This is a genomic window from Micromonospora sp. NBRC 101691 (genome assembly GCF_030269285.1).
Taxonomy (GTDB): Bacteria; Actinomycetota; Actinomycetes; order Mycobacteriales; family Micromonosporaceae; genus Micromonospora; species Micromonospora echinospora.
This window is the reverse complement of sequence record NZ_BSTB01000005.1, coordinates 1-14,881: the sequence shown is the minus strand read 5'-3', so window position 1 is coordinate 14,881 and position 14,881 is coordinate 1. Positions and strand designations below refer to the sequence as shown.

Genomic DNA, 14,881 nt, shown 5'->3' with positions numbered 1-14,881 from the left:
GTCCCCTCCTATGCAGAAAGCGGTAACAGGGGACCCCTCCTCACACCTGGGCGGGGCGGGCAAGGGCACGGGTGCGGGTACGGCTCCGGCGTTCGGGGTGAAGGCGCGGCCGGCCGGGCTGCGCCTGCCCTGGCTGGCTGCCGGGATCCTCGCGGTGCTCGTCGCGCTCATCGCCGGGGTGTCGTTCGGCGCGGTCAGCCTGCCGCCCGGCAGCGTCGCCGTCGAACTGCTCAACCTCATTCCCGGGGTACGCCTCGACAGCGGGCTCACCGAACGTGAGATCGCCATCGTCGTCGAGCTGCGCCTGCCCCGCGCCGTGCTCGGCCTGCTCGTCGGTGGGCTGCTCGCCCTGGCCGGCGGCTGCTACCAGGGCGTCTTCCGCAACCCGTTGGCCGACCCGTACCTGCTGGGGGTGGCGGCCGGCGCGGGCCTGGCGGTGACCGCGGTGATCGCCCTCGGCGGCACCGACGGCGCGCTGAGCCGGCTGCCGTTCACGATTCCGCTGGCCGCGTTCGTCGGTTCGCTCGGCGCGGTGGCGATGACGTACCTGCTCGGCGCCGCCGGGGGACGCGACCGCTCCCCGGCGACCCTGATCCTGGCCGGGGTGGCGGTCTCGGCCTTCCTCTCCGCCGGCCAGACCTACCTGCTGCAACGCAACTCCGACAACATCCAGCAGGTCTACTCCTGGCTGCTCGGGCGGCTCGCCACCGCCGGCTGGCACGACGTGCTGCTGGTGCTGCCCTACTTCGCGCTGACCGCCGGGGTGGTGCTGCTGCACCGGCGGGAACTCGACGTGCTCGCCCTCGGCGACGACGAGGCGAGCAGTCTCGGCCTGCACCCGCAGCGCTCCCGGTACCTGCTGATCGCCGCCGCCTCGCTCGGCACCGCCGCCGCGGTCTCCGCCTCCGGCCTGATCGGCTTCGTGGGGATCATCGTGCCGCACACCGTACGGCTGCTCGCCGGCTCCAGTTACCGGGCCATCCTGCCGCTGTCGATGCTCTTCGGCGGGGCGTTCCTGGCGCTGACCGACGTGGTGGCCCGGACCGCCGCCGCCCCCGCCGAGGTGCCGATCGGCGTGGTCACCGCCCTGCTCGGCGGCCCGTTCTTCGTGCTGGTGCTGCGCACCGTACGCCGGGTGCTGACGTGACCGCCCGCCCGGCCGGTGCGTCCGGTGCCGGCCCGACCGTGCGCCGCCAGGCTGGCGCCGGCGTGACCGCCCACCGCCCGGCCGGTGCCGACGCCGGCGTCCGCCGTCCGGCGGGCGTTGGCGTCGCCGCCGTCGAGATCCGGGGGCTGCACGTCAGCCTGGACGGCGTTCCGATCCTCACCGGGGTCGACCTGACCGTCGCGGTCGGCGAGTGGGTCACCGTGATCGGTCCGAACGGCGCGGGCAAGTCCACCCTGCTCCGTGCCGTCGGGGGCCTGCTGCCCGCGTCCGGCGTGATCTCCCTGTTCGGTACGCCCAGCGCCGCCCTGCGCCGCCGGGACCGGGCCCGGGTGGTCGCCACGGTCGCCCAGTCCCCGGCCGTGCCGGCCGGCATGTCGGTCTTCGACTACGTGCTGCTCGGGCGGACCCCGTACATCCCGCCGCTGGGCCGGGAGTCCGCCGCCGACCTGGCCGCCGTGCACGAGGTGCTCGACCGGCTGGACCTGGCCGGCTTCGCCCGCCGTGAGCTGTCCACCCTCTCCGGCGGGGAACGGCAGCGGGTCTTCCTGGCCCGGGCGCTGGCGCAGGGGGCCACGCTGCTGCTGCTCGACGAGCCGACCAGTGCCCTGGACATCGGCCACCAGCAGGAGGTGCTGGAACTGGTCGACCAGCTCCGGCACGCGCACGGGCTGACCGTGCTCGCCACCATGCACGACCTCACCGTCGCCGGCGAGTACGCCGACCGGCTGGTGCTGGTCGCCGACGGCCGTGCGGTCGCCACCGGCGCCCCGCGCGAGGTGCTCACCGAGGAACTGCTGGCCACCCACTACCGGGCGCGGGTCCGGGTGGTCGACGGCACCCACGGCCCGCTGGTGGTGCCGGTCCGTCCCCGCCCGCCGTCCACCACGCCCTGACCGCTACCCGGCGGGCGCGATCACGGAGAAGAGGGCACCCTGCGGGTCGCGGAGGGCGGCGTACCGACCGGACCGGCTGTCCCGGGGCGGCACCAGCACCTCCCCGCCGAGCCGTACCGCGCGGTCGGCCGTCGCGTCCGCGTCGTCCACCGCGAAGTACACCGCCCAGTACGCCGGCAGGTCGGCCGGGAATCCGTCACCCAGCGGCGGCATCATCCCCGCGACGATCCGGTCCCCGAGTCGCCAGCCGGTGTACGGACCGTCCGTCGGCTGCTCCTCCGGGTGCCAGCCGAAGACCAGCTCGTAGAAGACCTTCGCCGCCTCCGGGTCGGGGGTCACCAGTTCGTTCCAGGCCATCGAGCCCGGGGCGCCGAGCACCTCCGCGCCGGGCATCGACATCGGCTGCCAGACCGACAGCACCGCACCCGCCGGGTCGCTGAAGACCGCCATCCGGCCCTGGTCGAAGAGATCGAACGGCGGCACGAACACCAGGCCACCCGCTGCGGTGACCCGCCCCGCGACCAGGTCCGCGTCGTCCGTGGCCACGTACGTCGACCAGATCGGCACCTGGTCGGGAGCGGCCGGCGGCCCCGCCCCGGCGACCGCTCGACCGTCGTGCCGGAAGACCGTGTAGCCCTGCGCGTCGGGCTCGGGCGAAACGTGCGCCGTCCAGCCGAACAGCTCGGGATAGAAGCGCCGCGTCTCCGCCAGGTCGGGGGTGGCCAGGTCGGCCCAGCAGGGCGTACCCGGTGGAACGTCGCGCACCGGATCCCCCTCTCGCCGGGGCGTACCCCGGCGGCACGCCCTGCCGGCATCCTCACACCGGCGGACGCGCCCCGTCCGGCGAACCGCTCAGAACGTCCGCGCGCCACGCCGGTCCGGTGAGCGGGGCGGGCAGGGGAACGGTGTGCAGCACGGCGAGGCGGGAGACCGCCCGGGTGAGCACCACGTAGAGGCGGTGCAGGCCACGCGGCTCGGCGGCGACGATCGCCGTCGGCTCGACGACCACCACGTGGTCGTACTCCAGGCCCTTGACCAGGGTGGCCGGGACGACGGTGACCCTCGCGGCGGCCTCGACGTCGTCCGCGCCGCCGGTCGGCACGCCGGCCGCGTCGAGTGCGGCGCGCAGGGAGTCGACCGCGTCGTCGGCGGCGATCACCCCGACCGAACCGTCGTGGGCCAGCGCCGCACGCACCTCGGCCACCGTCGCCGCGCCCAGGTCGGTCACGGTACGCACGTCGAGCGCCCCGTCGCGGCGCAGCGACTCGGCCGGCGGCACGTCCACGGCGAGCGCCGGCAGCAGCCGGTTGGCGAACGCCACCACCACGGCCGGCACCCGGAACCCGACGGTCAGCGGGACCACCGTCGCGTCCGGCTTGCCCAGGTGGGCCAGGCTCTCCCGCCAGTCGGTGGCGGCCCACGGGGCGGTGCCCTGGGCCAGGTCGCCGAGGAGGGTGATCGAGCCGTGCTCGCTGCGTCGGGCGACCACCCGGCACTGCATCGGGGAGAGGTCCTGGGCCTCGTCCACCACCACGTGCCCGTAGCCGGCCGGTCGTTCGATCAGGCCGGCGGCCTCGTCGACGAGGACGGCGTCGGCGGCGCTCCACCGGGTCGCCTTCGGGGTCCGGGCCGGCTTCGCCCAGGTCAGCAGCGCCTGCTCGGCCGGGGTGAGCAGGCCGTCGGCCGCCCGGGCGAGCAACTGCGGGTCGGCGAGCAGCCGGTGCACCAGCCCTTCCGGGGTGAGCGCCGGCCAGACCGCGTCGAGGAACGCGGTGACCGGTCGGGCCCGGCCCATCCGGCGCAGCCAGGCATCGCCCGGCGACTCGGCCCGCCGCGACTCGGCCTGCCGTTGCAGCAGCCCGACCACCCGGGCCCGGACCCGTTCCCGCCCGGTGGCGTACGGCAGCCCCTCACGGCGGGTCTCCTCGACCACCCGGTGCAACGGGTCCAGCCCGATCCGCCAGCGGAACGACCCGTCCGAGACCACGATCGGCTCGGTCGGCTCGCCCACGTGCGACCGGACCGCCCGACGCAGCACCTCCGCCATCCGCGCGTCGTGCTTGAGCGTCGTCACGGCCGGCTCGTCGACCGCGCGGACGGCGACCCGGCCGACCAGGTCCTCCACGGTGGCCTGCTCCACCTCGACCTCGCCGAGCGCCGGCAGCACCGCCGCGATGTACGACAGGAACGCCCGGTTCGGCCCGACGATCAGGACGCCGGACCGGCGCAGCCGTTCCCGGTGCAGGTAGAGCAGGTACGCGGCCCGGTGCAGGCCGACGGCCGTCTTGCCGGTGCCCGGCGCGCCCTGCACGCAGATCGAGTCGGCCAGGTCGGCCCGGACCAGTTCGTCCTGCTCGGGCTGGATGGTGGCGACGATGTCCCGCATCGGTCCGACGCGCGGCCGTTCGATCTCGGCGGTGAGGATCCGGCTGGTGGTGCCGAGTTCCTCGCCCCGGTCGAGGTGCTCGTCCTCGAAGCTGGTCAGCGCGCCTCCGCTGAAGCCGAACCGGCGTCGGGTCGCCACGCCCTGCGGGTCGCGGGCGCTGGCCCGGTAGAACGACCGCGAGACCGGGGCCCGCCAGTCCAGCACCAGCGGCTCACCGGCCTCGTCGGTGACGTGCCGCCGCCCGACGTGGTAGCGGTGCCCGGCGTGGCCCGGGTCGGTGCCACCGCCGTGGTGTCCGTCGGCGGTCAGGCCGCCGTGCTGCCCGTCGGCCGTCTGGCCGCCGTGGTGGCCGTCGGCCGTCCGGCCGCTGTGCTGCCCGTCGGCGGTCAGGCCGCCGTGCTGCCCGTCGGCCGTCTGGCCGCCGTGCTGCCCGTCGGCCGTCTGGCCGCCGTGCTGCCCGTCGGCCGCCTGGCCGCTGTGCTGTCCGTCGGCCGCCCGGCCGAAGTCGAGCCGGCCGAAGAAGAGCGGGGTGGAGGGGTCGTCGGCCAGTTCCGCGACCCGGCGGGCCATGTGCCGGCCGAGCTGCTCGGCGGTGTAGGCGTCACCGGCGACCTTGTCGCCGCCGGCGAAGAGGAGCTCGGCGCGTTCGCGCATCCGGCGCAGCGCCGTACGGGACGCGGCCAGGTGGGACTGTTCGGCGGCGAGTTCGTCCGCCAGGGACACGGGGGCGTGCAGGGACATCCGACGTACTCCTCGACACGGGGGAGAAGGCTGCCGCTCGCGTTTCCGACCGTGCGGGTCGGCGCGGGACGTCCGCTGCGGTGCTCGATCACCGCGGCCGTCGGCGGGAACGAAGAGTTTACGCCCCGCCGTCCGGCACGGCCGCCGATATCCCGCCCGTGGCGTCGCGGATAACCGGTTGTCCCGGGCGGAGGCGCGTAACTACGTTCCGCGAAATGCCCTCCACCTTCGTCCTGTCGGCACCGCCCTACTCCCGATGGTCCGACGTCGGGTTCGCGACCGTCGCCCGAGGCGTCTCCACCGGTGGGGACTTCCTCGCCGCCACGGCGCTGACCCTGGCGCTCCAGTCCGCCGGGGCAGGTGGGCTGGCGGTGTCGGCGCTGCTGCTCGCCGCGACCCTGCCGCTGGTGCTCCTCGCCCCGCTGACCGGACGACTGGCCGACCGGGTGGACAGCCGCACCCTGCTGGTCGGCACCGGGTTCGCCCAGGCGGCCGTCTGCCTGTCGCTCGCGTACGCCGAGCATCCGGTCGTGATCGTCACGCTGGTGGCGCTGCTCGCCAGCGGCCTCGCGGTCACCCAACCCGTGCTGGCCGCGCTGCTGCCCGCGATGGTCCGCGCCGAGGACCTGCCCCGGGCCAGCGCGTTCAACCAGACCGCGGCCACCATCGGCATGCTCGGCGGGCCGGCCCTGGCCGGGCTGCTGGTGGGACAGTTCGGCACCCGGGTTCCACTGCTCGTCGACGCCGCCAGCTACCTGGCGCTGGTGGTGGCCGGGCTCGTCATCCGTACCCGCCGGGGTGGCTCCCGGTCCGCCGGGCCGGCGTCCGGCGGCGAAAGCGCGGCGCCGGCCTGGCGACTGCGGCACGACCCGGTGCTGGTGGCGATGGTCGCCACGATGGCTGCGGTGGTCGGTGCGCTCGGCGCGCTCGGGGTGGTCGAGGTCTTCTACCTCCGGGAGACCCTGGACGCCTCCGCGACCATGTTCGGCGTGGTCACCGCAGCCTGGCCGCTCGGCATCCTGCCCGGGGCCTGGCTGCTGGCCCGGTTCGCCGCCCGGTTCACCGACGACGTCACACTGCTCTGGGGTGGGCTGGTCCTGCTGGCCGTCTGCTGCCTGATGGTCCTGGTCGGGGCGGTGGTGCCGGCCGCGCTGCTGGTGGTGCCGTGCTGGCTGCTGGGCGGGTTGGCCAACGGCGGCGACAGCGTGCTGAACAACCTCCTGCTGGCCCGCCGGGTGCCCGAGGCCGCCCGGGGCCGGGCCTTCGCGGTCTTCGGCGGGGCCACCCAGGGCGCCGCGATGGTCGGCTACCTGATCGGCGGGCTCGCGATGGAGGTGGCCGCGCCCCGCCCGCTGGTCGCCGCCTGCGGGGTGGCGGGACTGCTGGTGGTGGTCGTCTTCGTGGTGCCGGTCGCCCGCGCGGCGCGTAGCGACCGGCGGCACCGGCCGACCACGGACGGTGCCGTCGGTGCGGGGTTGCCCACTCCGACCCCCGCCCGGTGAGCGGCCGGTTTCCGACGGGGATACGGTCGGGGCATGGTTGACCGTGTCGCACGCCCCCGGGTCGGGCACATCCAGTTCCTCAACTGCCTGCCGATCTACTGGGGCCTGATGCGCTCCGGTGCGCTGATCGACGTCGACCTGCACAAGGACTCGCCGGACCGGCTCAGCGCCGCGCTTGTCGCCGGTGACCTGGACATCGGTCCCATCTCGCACGTGGAGTACCTGCGCCACGCCGACGAGCTGCTGCTCCTGCCCGACCTGGCGGTGGGCAGCGACGGCCCGGTGCTCTCGGTCAACGTGGTCTCGACCCGCCCGCTGGACGAGCTGGACGGCCGTCCGGTGGCGTTGGGCTCCACCTCGCGGACCGGGGTGCTGCTGGCCCAGTTGCTGCTCGGCGAGCGGTACGGGGTGCGACCCGAGTACTTCCGCTGCCCGCCCGACCTGACCCAGATGCTGCTGGAGGCCGACGCCGGGGTCCTGATCGGCGATGTGGCGCTGCGCGCGCTCTACGAGGCCCCGCGCCGGGGGCTGGCGGTGACCGACCTCGGGCAGGCCTGGCGGGAGTGGACCGGCCTGCCGATGGTCTTCGCCGTCTGGGCGGTTCGCCGGGACTTCGCCGCCGCCCACCCCGGGCTGGTCAAGGAGGTGCACGAGGCGTTCCTGCGCTCGCGTGACCTCTGCCTGTCGGAGCTGGACGAGGTCGCGGCCTCGGCGGCCCGGTGGGAGCCGTTCGACGCGAAGACGCTGGCGTCGTACTTCCGGGTGTTGGACTTCTCCCTCGGCGAGCGCCAGGTCGCGGGGCTGCGGGAGTTCGCCCGCCGTGCTGCCGAGGCAGGCGAGGCCCCGGCGCTGCCGGCCGGCGGCCCGGAGTTCTTCGCCGGCTGACCGGGGGCCGACCGCATGGGGGGCATCCCGGCGGCCGGCCCGACGAGATCAGGTGGCGGCGGCCCGGAGCTGCTCGGCGACCTTCTCGCAGTTGGCCATGCCGTACTCGTAGCCCAGGTTGATCGGGTAGCGGACCATCACGCCCATGGTCCAGCCGTCCCCGATGGCCAGGCAGTTGACGTGGATCTCCTGCTCGCGGGTCCGGTCGACCCAGCCGTTCTTGATGGCGATCTGCTTCTGCTCGGCGGCCGGGAAGGCCTTGCGGATGCCGAAGTCACCGGTGCCCCGGACCAGCTTCATCTCCTTGAGCAGCCAGTCGGTCCACTCCGGGCCGGCGGCCCGGCCGTCGGCGATGCAGGCCCCCATCCGGGCGGTGTCGCGTGCCGAGAGGTTGGTCCGGCTCCAGCCTCCGTCGGCGGCCGGGCTGCTGTCGGTCAGCTTGCACGTGGCGATGAGCCGCTTGATCGAGGGCTCGCCGCCGAGCGAGTTGTAGAACTGCTGCGTCCGGGTGTTGTCGCTGTCCCGGATGATCTTGGTGGCGTCGGCGAGCTTCGCGTCGCTCACCGTGCGACCGTCCTCGTCGGCACGGCGCAGGTAGTCCGCGACGATCCAGGCCTTGATCAACGAGGCGGTGGTGTTGGTCTCGCTCATGTTCGCCGAGCCGGCGATCTCGCCGCTCCGGGTGTCCAGCAGGCTCCAGCTCCACCAGCCCTCGGCGTCCAGCGTGACCTCGGTCGCGCGTAGCGGCAGCGGGGGCGGCTCGGGCGAGGGGGTCGGGGACGGGACCGGCGTGCTGCGCGTACTGCGGTCGGTCGCCCCGTCGGTGACCCGGGCGGCCGGGTCGTCAACGGTGCCCCAGCGGGCGGCGACGTCCGACTCGAACGGAGATCCGGGCAGCAGTCGGAGGGCGACCAGCACCAGCCCGATCAGGACGACCGCGACGCCGATCAGCCGCAGCGGCGAGGGATCGCCGCCACCCGACCGGTTGGCCCGGCGGTTGCCCGCCATCAGGGCTTCGCCACCGGCTGCGGGACCTTGAGCGCGGCACCCGGCTGCGGGGTGACGAGCTGGGTGGTCACGCTCTGGCAGACCTGCGCGCCGTAGTCCAGTCCGTGGTCCTTCGGGTACCGCATCATCACCGCGAGACTCCACTTGTCGGTCACGGCCAGACAGTTCAGGTGCCACTGGAGATCCGCCCAGAGCATCGTCCAGCCGTTCTTGATGCCGACCGGGCCCTGCTCGGTGATCGCCGGCGGCAGGCCGTCGATGATGCCCCACCGGCCGCCGCCCTGCTTGAGTTCCTGGTCCTCGGGAGCGGTGGTGCCCCGGACGCTGGCCATCTCCTGCAACAGGAACGGCGTCCACTTCGGGCCGGCGGCCGTGCCGTCGGCGATGCAGTCGCCCATCCGGACCGCGTCCCGGGGCGACATCTGGGTGTACGCCCATCGGGCCCGCCGGTCGACCCGGGTGTCGGTCAGCTTGCACGTGCTGATCAGCCGTTCGAGGACGGCCCCGCTGCCGCCGGCCTGGTAGAGCGCCTGGGCTGCGGTGTCGTTGCTGTCCCGGATGGCGGTGACCACCTGCGTGCGCTGCCTGGCGGGAAGCGGTTTGTCACCGAGGCGACGCAGGTAGTCGGCGGCGATCCAGGCCTTGATCATCGACTCGGTGGAGTTGGTGGTGGTGAGGTTCTCCGCGCCCGAGATGGTGCCGGTCTCGCGGTCCATCAGGGCCCAGGAGAAGTACTTGCCGTCGAAGGGCACCGACACGGGGGCGTTCGTCAGGGTGGGCGGCGGGGGCGCGGCGGGCGGCGGGGCCGCGACGCTCTCCGTGCCGTCGCCCGAGTTGCCGCTGTCACTGGCGAGACGGACGTACGCGGTCGGGACCAGTATGCCGGCGCCGAGCAGCACCGCCAGGATGGCGAGCACCAGGGTCACGCGGGGACGCATGAGCGGGCGAACTCCCAGAAGTCAGGGCCGGGGGGACCAGCTTTTCCGATGTACGTCGGCGGGGCGGCCGGAGGCCGGGGCGGGGATGCGGCCGGTCGGGGACGGCGATCGCCCGGAGCCGATCGGTGTGACCGGCAAAGTCTACGTCCGGGACCGGGAGGCGCCAGAAGCCGTGGCCGGTTGACGCGCCAGAAAACCAGGACATCTGACGCATTGCCCCACATTGCCCAGGTTCGAGAATGTGAGATGGCGCACTGTTCGGCGGATGTCCCGCCCGACCTGGCTGGAGGTGGTCGCCCGCCCGGTCGCCGCCCGATCCTGTTCGCTGTTACATCCCTCTAGCGCCCGTTACGGGGAGCTGTAACACTTGGACCGTGTACGGCAACGACTTCGCGAACCCGGACGAGGCCCCCGGCGGGGGTCTGCTCGATCAGGTCGAGGCGGCCGAGGCGGCCCTGCGGGAGGCCGCCGCGCGGGGGCGTCCCGACGGCGCCCCACCCGGGGCCGACCTGGAGGCGTACTTCGCCGAGGTGGTCGGGGCCGACCAGAAGATCGAGCCCCGCGACTGGATGCCCGAGGCGTACCGCAAGACGCTGATCCGGCAGATCGCCCAGCACGCCCACTCCGAGATCATCGGCATGCAGCCGGAGGGGAACTGGATCAGCCGTGCCCCCTCTCTCAAGCGCAAGGCGATCCTGCTGGCCAAGGTCCAGGACGAGGCCGGGCACGGGCTCTACCTCTACTCCGCCGCCGAGACCCTCGGGGTCAGCCGCGACGAGCTGGTCGAGATGCTCGTCTCCGGCCGTCAGAAGTACAGCTCGATCTTCAACTACCCGACGCTGACCTGGGCGGACGTCGGCGCGATCGGGTGGCTGGTGGACGGCGCGGCGATCGTCAACCAGGTGCCGCTGTGCCGCTGCTCCTACGGCCCGTACGCGCGGGCGATGATCCGGGTCTGCAAGGAGGAGTCCTTCCACCAGCGGCAGGGCTACGAGATCCTGCACACCCTCGCGCACGGGACACCCGAGCAGAAGGCGATGGCACAGGACGCCGTCGACCGCTGGTGGTACCCGTCCCTGGCCATGTTCGGCCCGCCGGACGGCGACTCCACCCACTCCGCGCAGTCCATGGCCTGGAAGATCAAGCGCTTCTCCAACGACGAGCTGCGCCAGCGCTTCGTCGACATGTGCGTGCAGCAGGCCGAGATCCTCGGCCTCACCCTGCCCGACGGCGACCTGCGCTGGAACGAGCAGCGCCAGGCGTACGACTTCACCCAGCCCGACTACGCCGAGCTGATGCGGGTCATCAAGGGCGACGGGCCGTGCAACCGGCAGCGGATCGAACACCGCCGCCGCGCCCACACCGAGGGGGCCTGGGTGCGCGAGGCCGCCACGGCGTACGCGGTCAAGCAGGCGGAGCGGAAGAAGGAGCAGGTCGCCGCATGAGCCAGGAACTGTCCCCGCTCTGGGAGGTGTTCGTGCGTGCCCGGCGCGGGCTGTCGCACACCCACGTCGGCAGCCTGCACGCCCCCGACGCCGAGGTGGCGCTGCGCAACGCCCGGGACCTCTACACCCGGCGGCAGGAGGGGGTCTCGATCTGGGTGGTCCCGGCCGGTGCGATCACCGCGTCCAGCCCGGACGAAAAGGACGCCTTCTTCGACCCGGCGGCCGACAAGGTCTACCGTCACCCCACCTTCTACCAGGTGCCGGACGGGGTGGCCCACCTGTGAACCGCGACCTGCACGAGTTCACCCTCCGGCTCGGCGACGACGCCCTGGTCGCCGCCCAGCGCCTCGCCGAGTGGACCACCCGGGCTCCGGAGATGGAGGAGGACGTCGCGCTGGCCAACATCGCCCTCGACCAGCTCGGCGCGGCCCGGCTGCTGCTGACCTACGCCGGCGAGCTGGAGGGCGCCGGGCGGGACGAGGACGCGTTGGCGTTCCTGCGTGACGACCGGGCGTTCCGCAACTGCCTCCTGGTCGAGCTGCCCAACGGTGACTTCGCGGTGACCATGGCGAAGCTGCTCTTCCTCGCCGCCTACCAGCACCTGCTCTACGACTGGCTGGTGGCCTCCACCGACGAGCGGCTGTACGCGATCGCGAAGAAGACCCGCAAGGAGTCCGCGTACCACCTCGACCACGCCGCGCTCTGGGTGCGGCGGCTCGGCGACGGCACCGAGGAGTCGCACCGGCGGATGCAGGCCGCCGTGGACGAGATCTGGCCGTACACCCACGAGCTCTTCGCCGCCGACGAGCTGACCGCCCGGCTGGACGCCGCCGGGCTGGCCGCCGCCCCGTCCACCCTGCGCCCGCAGTGGTTGGAGACCGTGGAGGCGGTGCTCGCCGAGGGCACGCTGAAGCGCCCGACGGACGGCTGGGGCCCCTCCGGTGGCCGCGACGGCGTGCACACCGAGCACCTGTCCTACCTGCTCGCCGAGATGCAGGTCCTGCACCGCGCCCACCCGGGTGCACAGTGGTGAGCGCGAGGAGTGCAGCGCAGCGGAGCCCCGCAGTCGCGAACGGAAGGCGGTTCCGGTGGTAGGTCCCCGGGAGGCGGTGGCGGCGGTGGTGGACCCGGAGATCCGGGTGGTCACCATCGACGACCTCGGCATCCTGCGCTCGGTCGAGGAGGACCCGACCACCGGCCGGGTGGTGGTGACCATCACCCCCACCTACACCGGCTGCCCCGCGATGGACGTGATCCGCGCCGACATCCGCCGCGCGCTGGCCGCCGCCGGCCATCCCGACGTCGAGGTCCGGACGGTGCTCACCCCCGACTGGAGCACCGACTGGATCTCCGACGCCGGGCGGGCCAAGCTCGCCGCCGCCGGTATCGCCCCACCGGCCCCGACCCGCAGCGGCGGGGTCGTGCCGCTGACCCTCGCCGTCCGCTGCCCGCGGTGCGGGTCGCCGGAGACCGAACAGGTCAGCCGGTTCGGCTCCACCGCCTGCAAGGCGCTGTGGCGGTGCCGATCCTGCCGTGAACCCTTCGACCACCTGAAGGCGCTGTGACTGTCACGATCACCCGGCCGGTCCGTCGTCGGCCGGTCTTCCACCCGCTGCCGGTGGTCGCCGTCGACCGGCTCACCGAGGACGCCATGGCGATCACCTTCGCCGTGCCCGAGGAACTGCGCGCGACGTTCGCGTTCCGCGCCGGTCAGCACCTCACCGTGCGGCTGCCCGGTGGCGGAGCCGACGACGCCGAGGTGCGCCGGTCGTACTCGATCTGCTCGACGCCGGACGACCTGGCCCGGCACGGCCAGCTGCGCATCGGGGTGCGCGAGGTCCCGGGCGGGGCCTTCTCCACCTTCGCCTGCGGCGCGCTGCGCACCGGTGACACCGTCGAGGTGCTGCCGCCGCTGGGGCACTTCACCACCGCGTTCGCGCCGGACCGGGTCCGCCACTACGGCGCGGTGGTGGCCGGGTCGGGGATCACCCCGGTGCTCGCGCTGGTCGCGACCGCGCTGGCCGTCGAACCGGCCAGCACCTTCACCCTGGTGTACGGCAACCGCACCGCGAACACCGTGATGTTCGCCGAGGAACTGGCCGACCTGAAGGACCGCCACCCCACCCGGCTGCACCTGGTGCACGTGCTCTCCCGGGAGCCGGGCGAGTCGCCGCTGCTCTCCGGACGCGTCGACGCCGACCGGCTGTGCCGCCTGCTGGACAGCATCGTCCCCGGCGACCGGATCGACGAGTGGTTCCTCTGCGGCCCGTACGGCATGGTGGTCGACGCCAAGGCGGTGCTGGCCGACCGGGGAGTCCCGGCGTCGGCGGTGCACACCGAACTGTTCCACGTCGACGCGCCACCGGAGCCGCCACGCCGACCGGCCGACGTGCCGGGGACCGGCGCCGAGGTCACCATCCTGCTGGACGGCCGGGCGTCGACCTTCATCATGGGACGCGAGCAGCGGGTGCTCGACGCCGCCCTGAAGGTGCGCGGTGAACTGCCGTACGCCTGCAAGGGCGGGGTCTGCTCGACGTGCCGGGCGAAGGTGGTCTCGGGTGAGGTGTCGATGGCCCGCAACTACGCCCTCGAACCGGACGAGGTGGCCGCCGGATACGTGCTGACCTGCCAGTCGTCCCCGACCACCGACCAGCTCGTCATCGACTACGACGCCTGACCGGTCGACCGCCGCCGCCCCGGTCACCAGCGGCGGCCAGGTCGGCCAGTGCCGGTGGTGGGTCGCCCCGGCCCGGGCGAGAGGGTTCGACGAACCTCTCGGACGATGTGGTCCGGGCGGAGATAGAGGTCCCGATCGGTGAAGTAGCGCATGGTCCAGCCGTTGGCCGACAGCCAGTTCATCCTGGCCCGGTCGCTCCGGAGGCGCTCGCGGGTCAGGTGGGAGCTGCCGTCGTACTCGACGCCGACCTGGTGGGTGCGATAGCCCAGGTCGAGCCGGAGGGCCGGGCGTCCCCACTCGTCGGTAACCCAGATCTGCGGCTCGGGCCGGGGCAGGCCGCCGTCGACGAGCACGAGACGTAGCTGGCTCTCCTGCCGGCACTCCGACCTGGCATCCGCCAGGGGTACGAGGTGTCGGGCCTGACGCACGCCCCGCAATCGGCCATGTCGCGTCACCTCCTGCTCAAGGTCGCCGGGCCGGCAGGCACCGGATCGCAGCGCAAGGTCGAGGAGGGGGAGTGCGTCGATCCGCCGCAGTGTGCGGGCCAGGTCGACGGCGCAGCGGGCGGCCGGGGCAGCCGGTATGCCGCAGACCATCACCGGATCGCGGACGGGCAGCACCGCCTCGTGCACGACCACCCCGGAGATCTTCGGTACGACCGAGCCGGCCGGCACGATCACGTGAAGGACGTCCTGCGGTACGTCACCGAACCCGTGCAGGCGGGCTCCGGTGTGGAAACCGACCACTGCCCCGGCCGGCAGCCGCATGAGCATCGCCCGCAACCACTCGCCGGGCTCACGGTTCGAGCCGGTGTAGATCCCCCGGGTCACCCGGCGAAGGTGCCCGGCCTCGACAGCGTGCCGCACGGTGCCACGGGACCTACCGGCGGAGCGCAACTCCGGATAGCGACGCAGTTCATCGGCCACACCACGATCCTCGTCACCTTCCCGCCCCCGAACGCCCCACCTGTGGACAACTCCACCCCCTGTGGAAAACCCCCTGATCAAGCCCTCCTCTGCTACACCCACCCACCCCCTCGCCCACCCACCCCCGCGCCCACCCCCCCCGCGCCCCCCCCGACCCCGTCGATCATGGACTTTGGGCAGTGCTCAAAGCCTGACAAACGCCACTTTCCGGGTGCCACAAGTCCATGATCGACGGGGTCGGGGGCGAGGGGCGGGGGCGAGGGGCGGGGGCGAGGGGCGGGGGCGGGGGCGGGGGGTCAGGGGGTGAGGAGG

General features: G+C 73.6%; 14 protein-coding genes. 9 read left to right on the top strand and 5 right to left on the bottom strand.

Going from position 1 to position 14,881, the window contains the following annotated elements; all coding sequences use genetic code 11:
- Positions 1-10 precede the first annotated feature (10 nt).
- The gene (locus QSK20_RS10565; RefSeq protein ID WP_285788422.1) at positions 11-1,147 is read left to right on the top strand and encodes a FecCD family ABC transporter permease; all 1,137 of its coding nucleotides are present in this window, start codon (positions 11-13) and stop codon (positions 1,145-1,147) included.
- Between the two features lie 137 nt (positions 1,148-1,284).
- Positions 1,285-2,061 carry an ABC transporter ATP-binding protein gene (locus tag QSK20_RS10560; RefSeq protein ID WP_285788676.1) on the top strand — a complete coding sequence of 259 codons (777 nt, stop codon included), beginning with the start codon at positions 1,285-1,287 and terminating at the stop codon, positions 2,059-2,061.
- Between the two features lie 3 nt (positions 2,062-2,064).
- Here QSK20_RS10560 and QSK20_RS10555 read toward each other — a convergent pair whose 3' ends face one another.
- Entirely contained in the window at positions 2,065-2,826 is a 762-nt protein-coding gene (locus QSK20_RS10555; protein ID WP_285788421.1) for a VOC family protein, read from the bottom strand.
- Between the two features lie 52 nt (positions 2,827-2,878).
- On the bottom strand, positions 2,879-5,188 hold the full coding sequence (locus QSK20_RS10550; protein ID WP_285788420.1) for an AAA family ATPase: 2,310 nt from the start codon (positions 5,186-5,188) through the stop codon (positions 2,879-2,881).
- Between the two features lie 215 nt (positions 5,189-5,403).
- Here QSK20_RS10550 and QSK20_RS10545 point away from each other — a divergent pair, with 215 nt between their 5' ends.
- Together QSK20_RS10545 and QSK20_RS10540 are read left to right on the top strand one after the other, a co-directional pair.
- Positions 5,404-6,690, top strand: coding sequence for an MFS transporter (locus QSK20_RS10545; RefSeq protein ID WP_285788419.1), 1,287 nt, complete (start codon positions 5,404-5,406; stop codon positions 6,688-6,690).
- A 33-nt stretch (positions 6,691-6,723) separates the two neighbouring features.
- Entirely contained in the window at positions 6,724-7,575 is an 852-nt protein-coding gene (locus tag QSK20_RS10540; RefSeq protein WP_285788418.1) for a menaquinone biosynthetic enzyme MqnA/MqnD family protein, read from the top strand.
- A 48-nt stretch (positions 7,576-7,623) separates the two neighbouring features.
- On the opposite strand, the gene QSK20_RS10535 is transcribed toward QSK20_RS10540, so the two are convergent.
- The gene (locus QSK20_RS10535; protein ID WP_285788417.1) at positions 7,624-8,583 is read right to left on the bottom strand and encodes a serine hydrolase; all 960 of its coding nucleotides are present in this window, start codon (positions 8,581-8,583) and stop codon (positions 7,624-7,626) included.
- On the bottom strand, positions 8,583-9,521 hold the full coding sequence (locus QSK20_RS10530; protein ID WP_285788416.1) for a hypothetical protein: 939 nt from the start codon (positions 9,519-9,521) through the stop codon (positions 8,583-8,585). The genes QSK20_RS10535 and QSK20_RS10530 overlap by 1 nt, the downstream gene beginning before the upstream one ends.
- A gap of 374 nt (positions 9,522-9,895) precedes the next feature.
- Here QSK20_RS10530 and paaA point away from each other — a divergent pair, with 374 nt between their 5' ends.
- The 5 genes from paaA to paaE are packed head-to-tail and all read left to right on the top strand — an operon-like array spanning position 9,896 to position 13,643.
- Positions 9,896-10,966 carry a 1,2-phenylacetyl-CoA epoxidase subunit PaaA gene (gene paaA, locus QSK20_RS10525; protein ID WP_285788415.1) on the top strand — a complete coding sequence of 357 codons (1,071 nt, stop codon included), beginning with the start codon at positions 9,896-9,898 and terminating at the stop codon, positions 10,964-10,966.
- Entirely contained in the window at positions 10,963-11,250 is a 288-nt protein-coding gene (gene paaB / locus QSK20_RS10520; RefSeq protein WP_088981097.1) for a 1,2-phenylacetyl-CoA epoxidase subunit PaaB, read from the top strand. The genes paaA and paaB overlap by 4 nt, the downstream gene beginning before the upstream one ends.
- A complete protein-coding gene (gene paaC, locus QSK20_RS10515; protein ID WP_285788414.1) occupies positions 11,247-11,999 on the top strand; it encodes a 1,2-phenylacetyl-CoA epoxidase subunit PaaC in 753 nt (250 codons plus the stop codon). The genes paaB and paaC overlap by 4 nt, the downstream gene beginning before the upstream one ends.
- Positions 12,000-12,054: 55 nt before the next feature.
- Positions 12,055-12,531 carry a 1,2-phenylacetyl-CoA epoxidase subunit PaaD gene (gene paaD / locus QSK20_RS10510; RefSeq protein WP_285788413.1) on the top strand — a complete coding sequence of 159 codons (477 nt, stop codon included), beginning with the start codon at positions 12,055-12,057 and terminating at the stop codon, positions 12,529-12,531.
- Entirely contained in the window at positions 12,528-13,643 is a 1,116-nt protein-coding gene (gene paaE, locus QSK20_RS10505) for a 1,2-phenylacetyl-CoA epoxidase subunit PaaE (RefSeq protein ID WP_285788412.1), read from the top strand. The genes paaD and paaE overlap by 4 nt, the downstream gene beginning before the upstream one ends.
- Before the next feature lie 23 nt (positions 13,644-13,666).
- On the opposite strand, the gene QSK20_RS10500 is transcribed toward paaE, so the two are convergent.
- On the bottom strand, positions 13,667-14,569 hold the full coding sequence (locus QSK20_RS10500; protein WP_285788411.1) for a type IV toxin-antitoxin system AbiEi family antitoxin domain-containing protein: 903 nt from the start codon (positions 14,567-14,569) through the stop codon (positions 13,667-13,669).
- Positions 14,570-14,881: the final 312 nt, after the last annotated feature.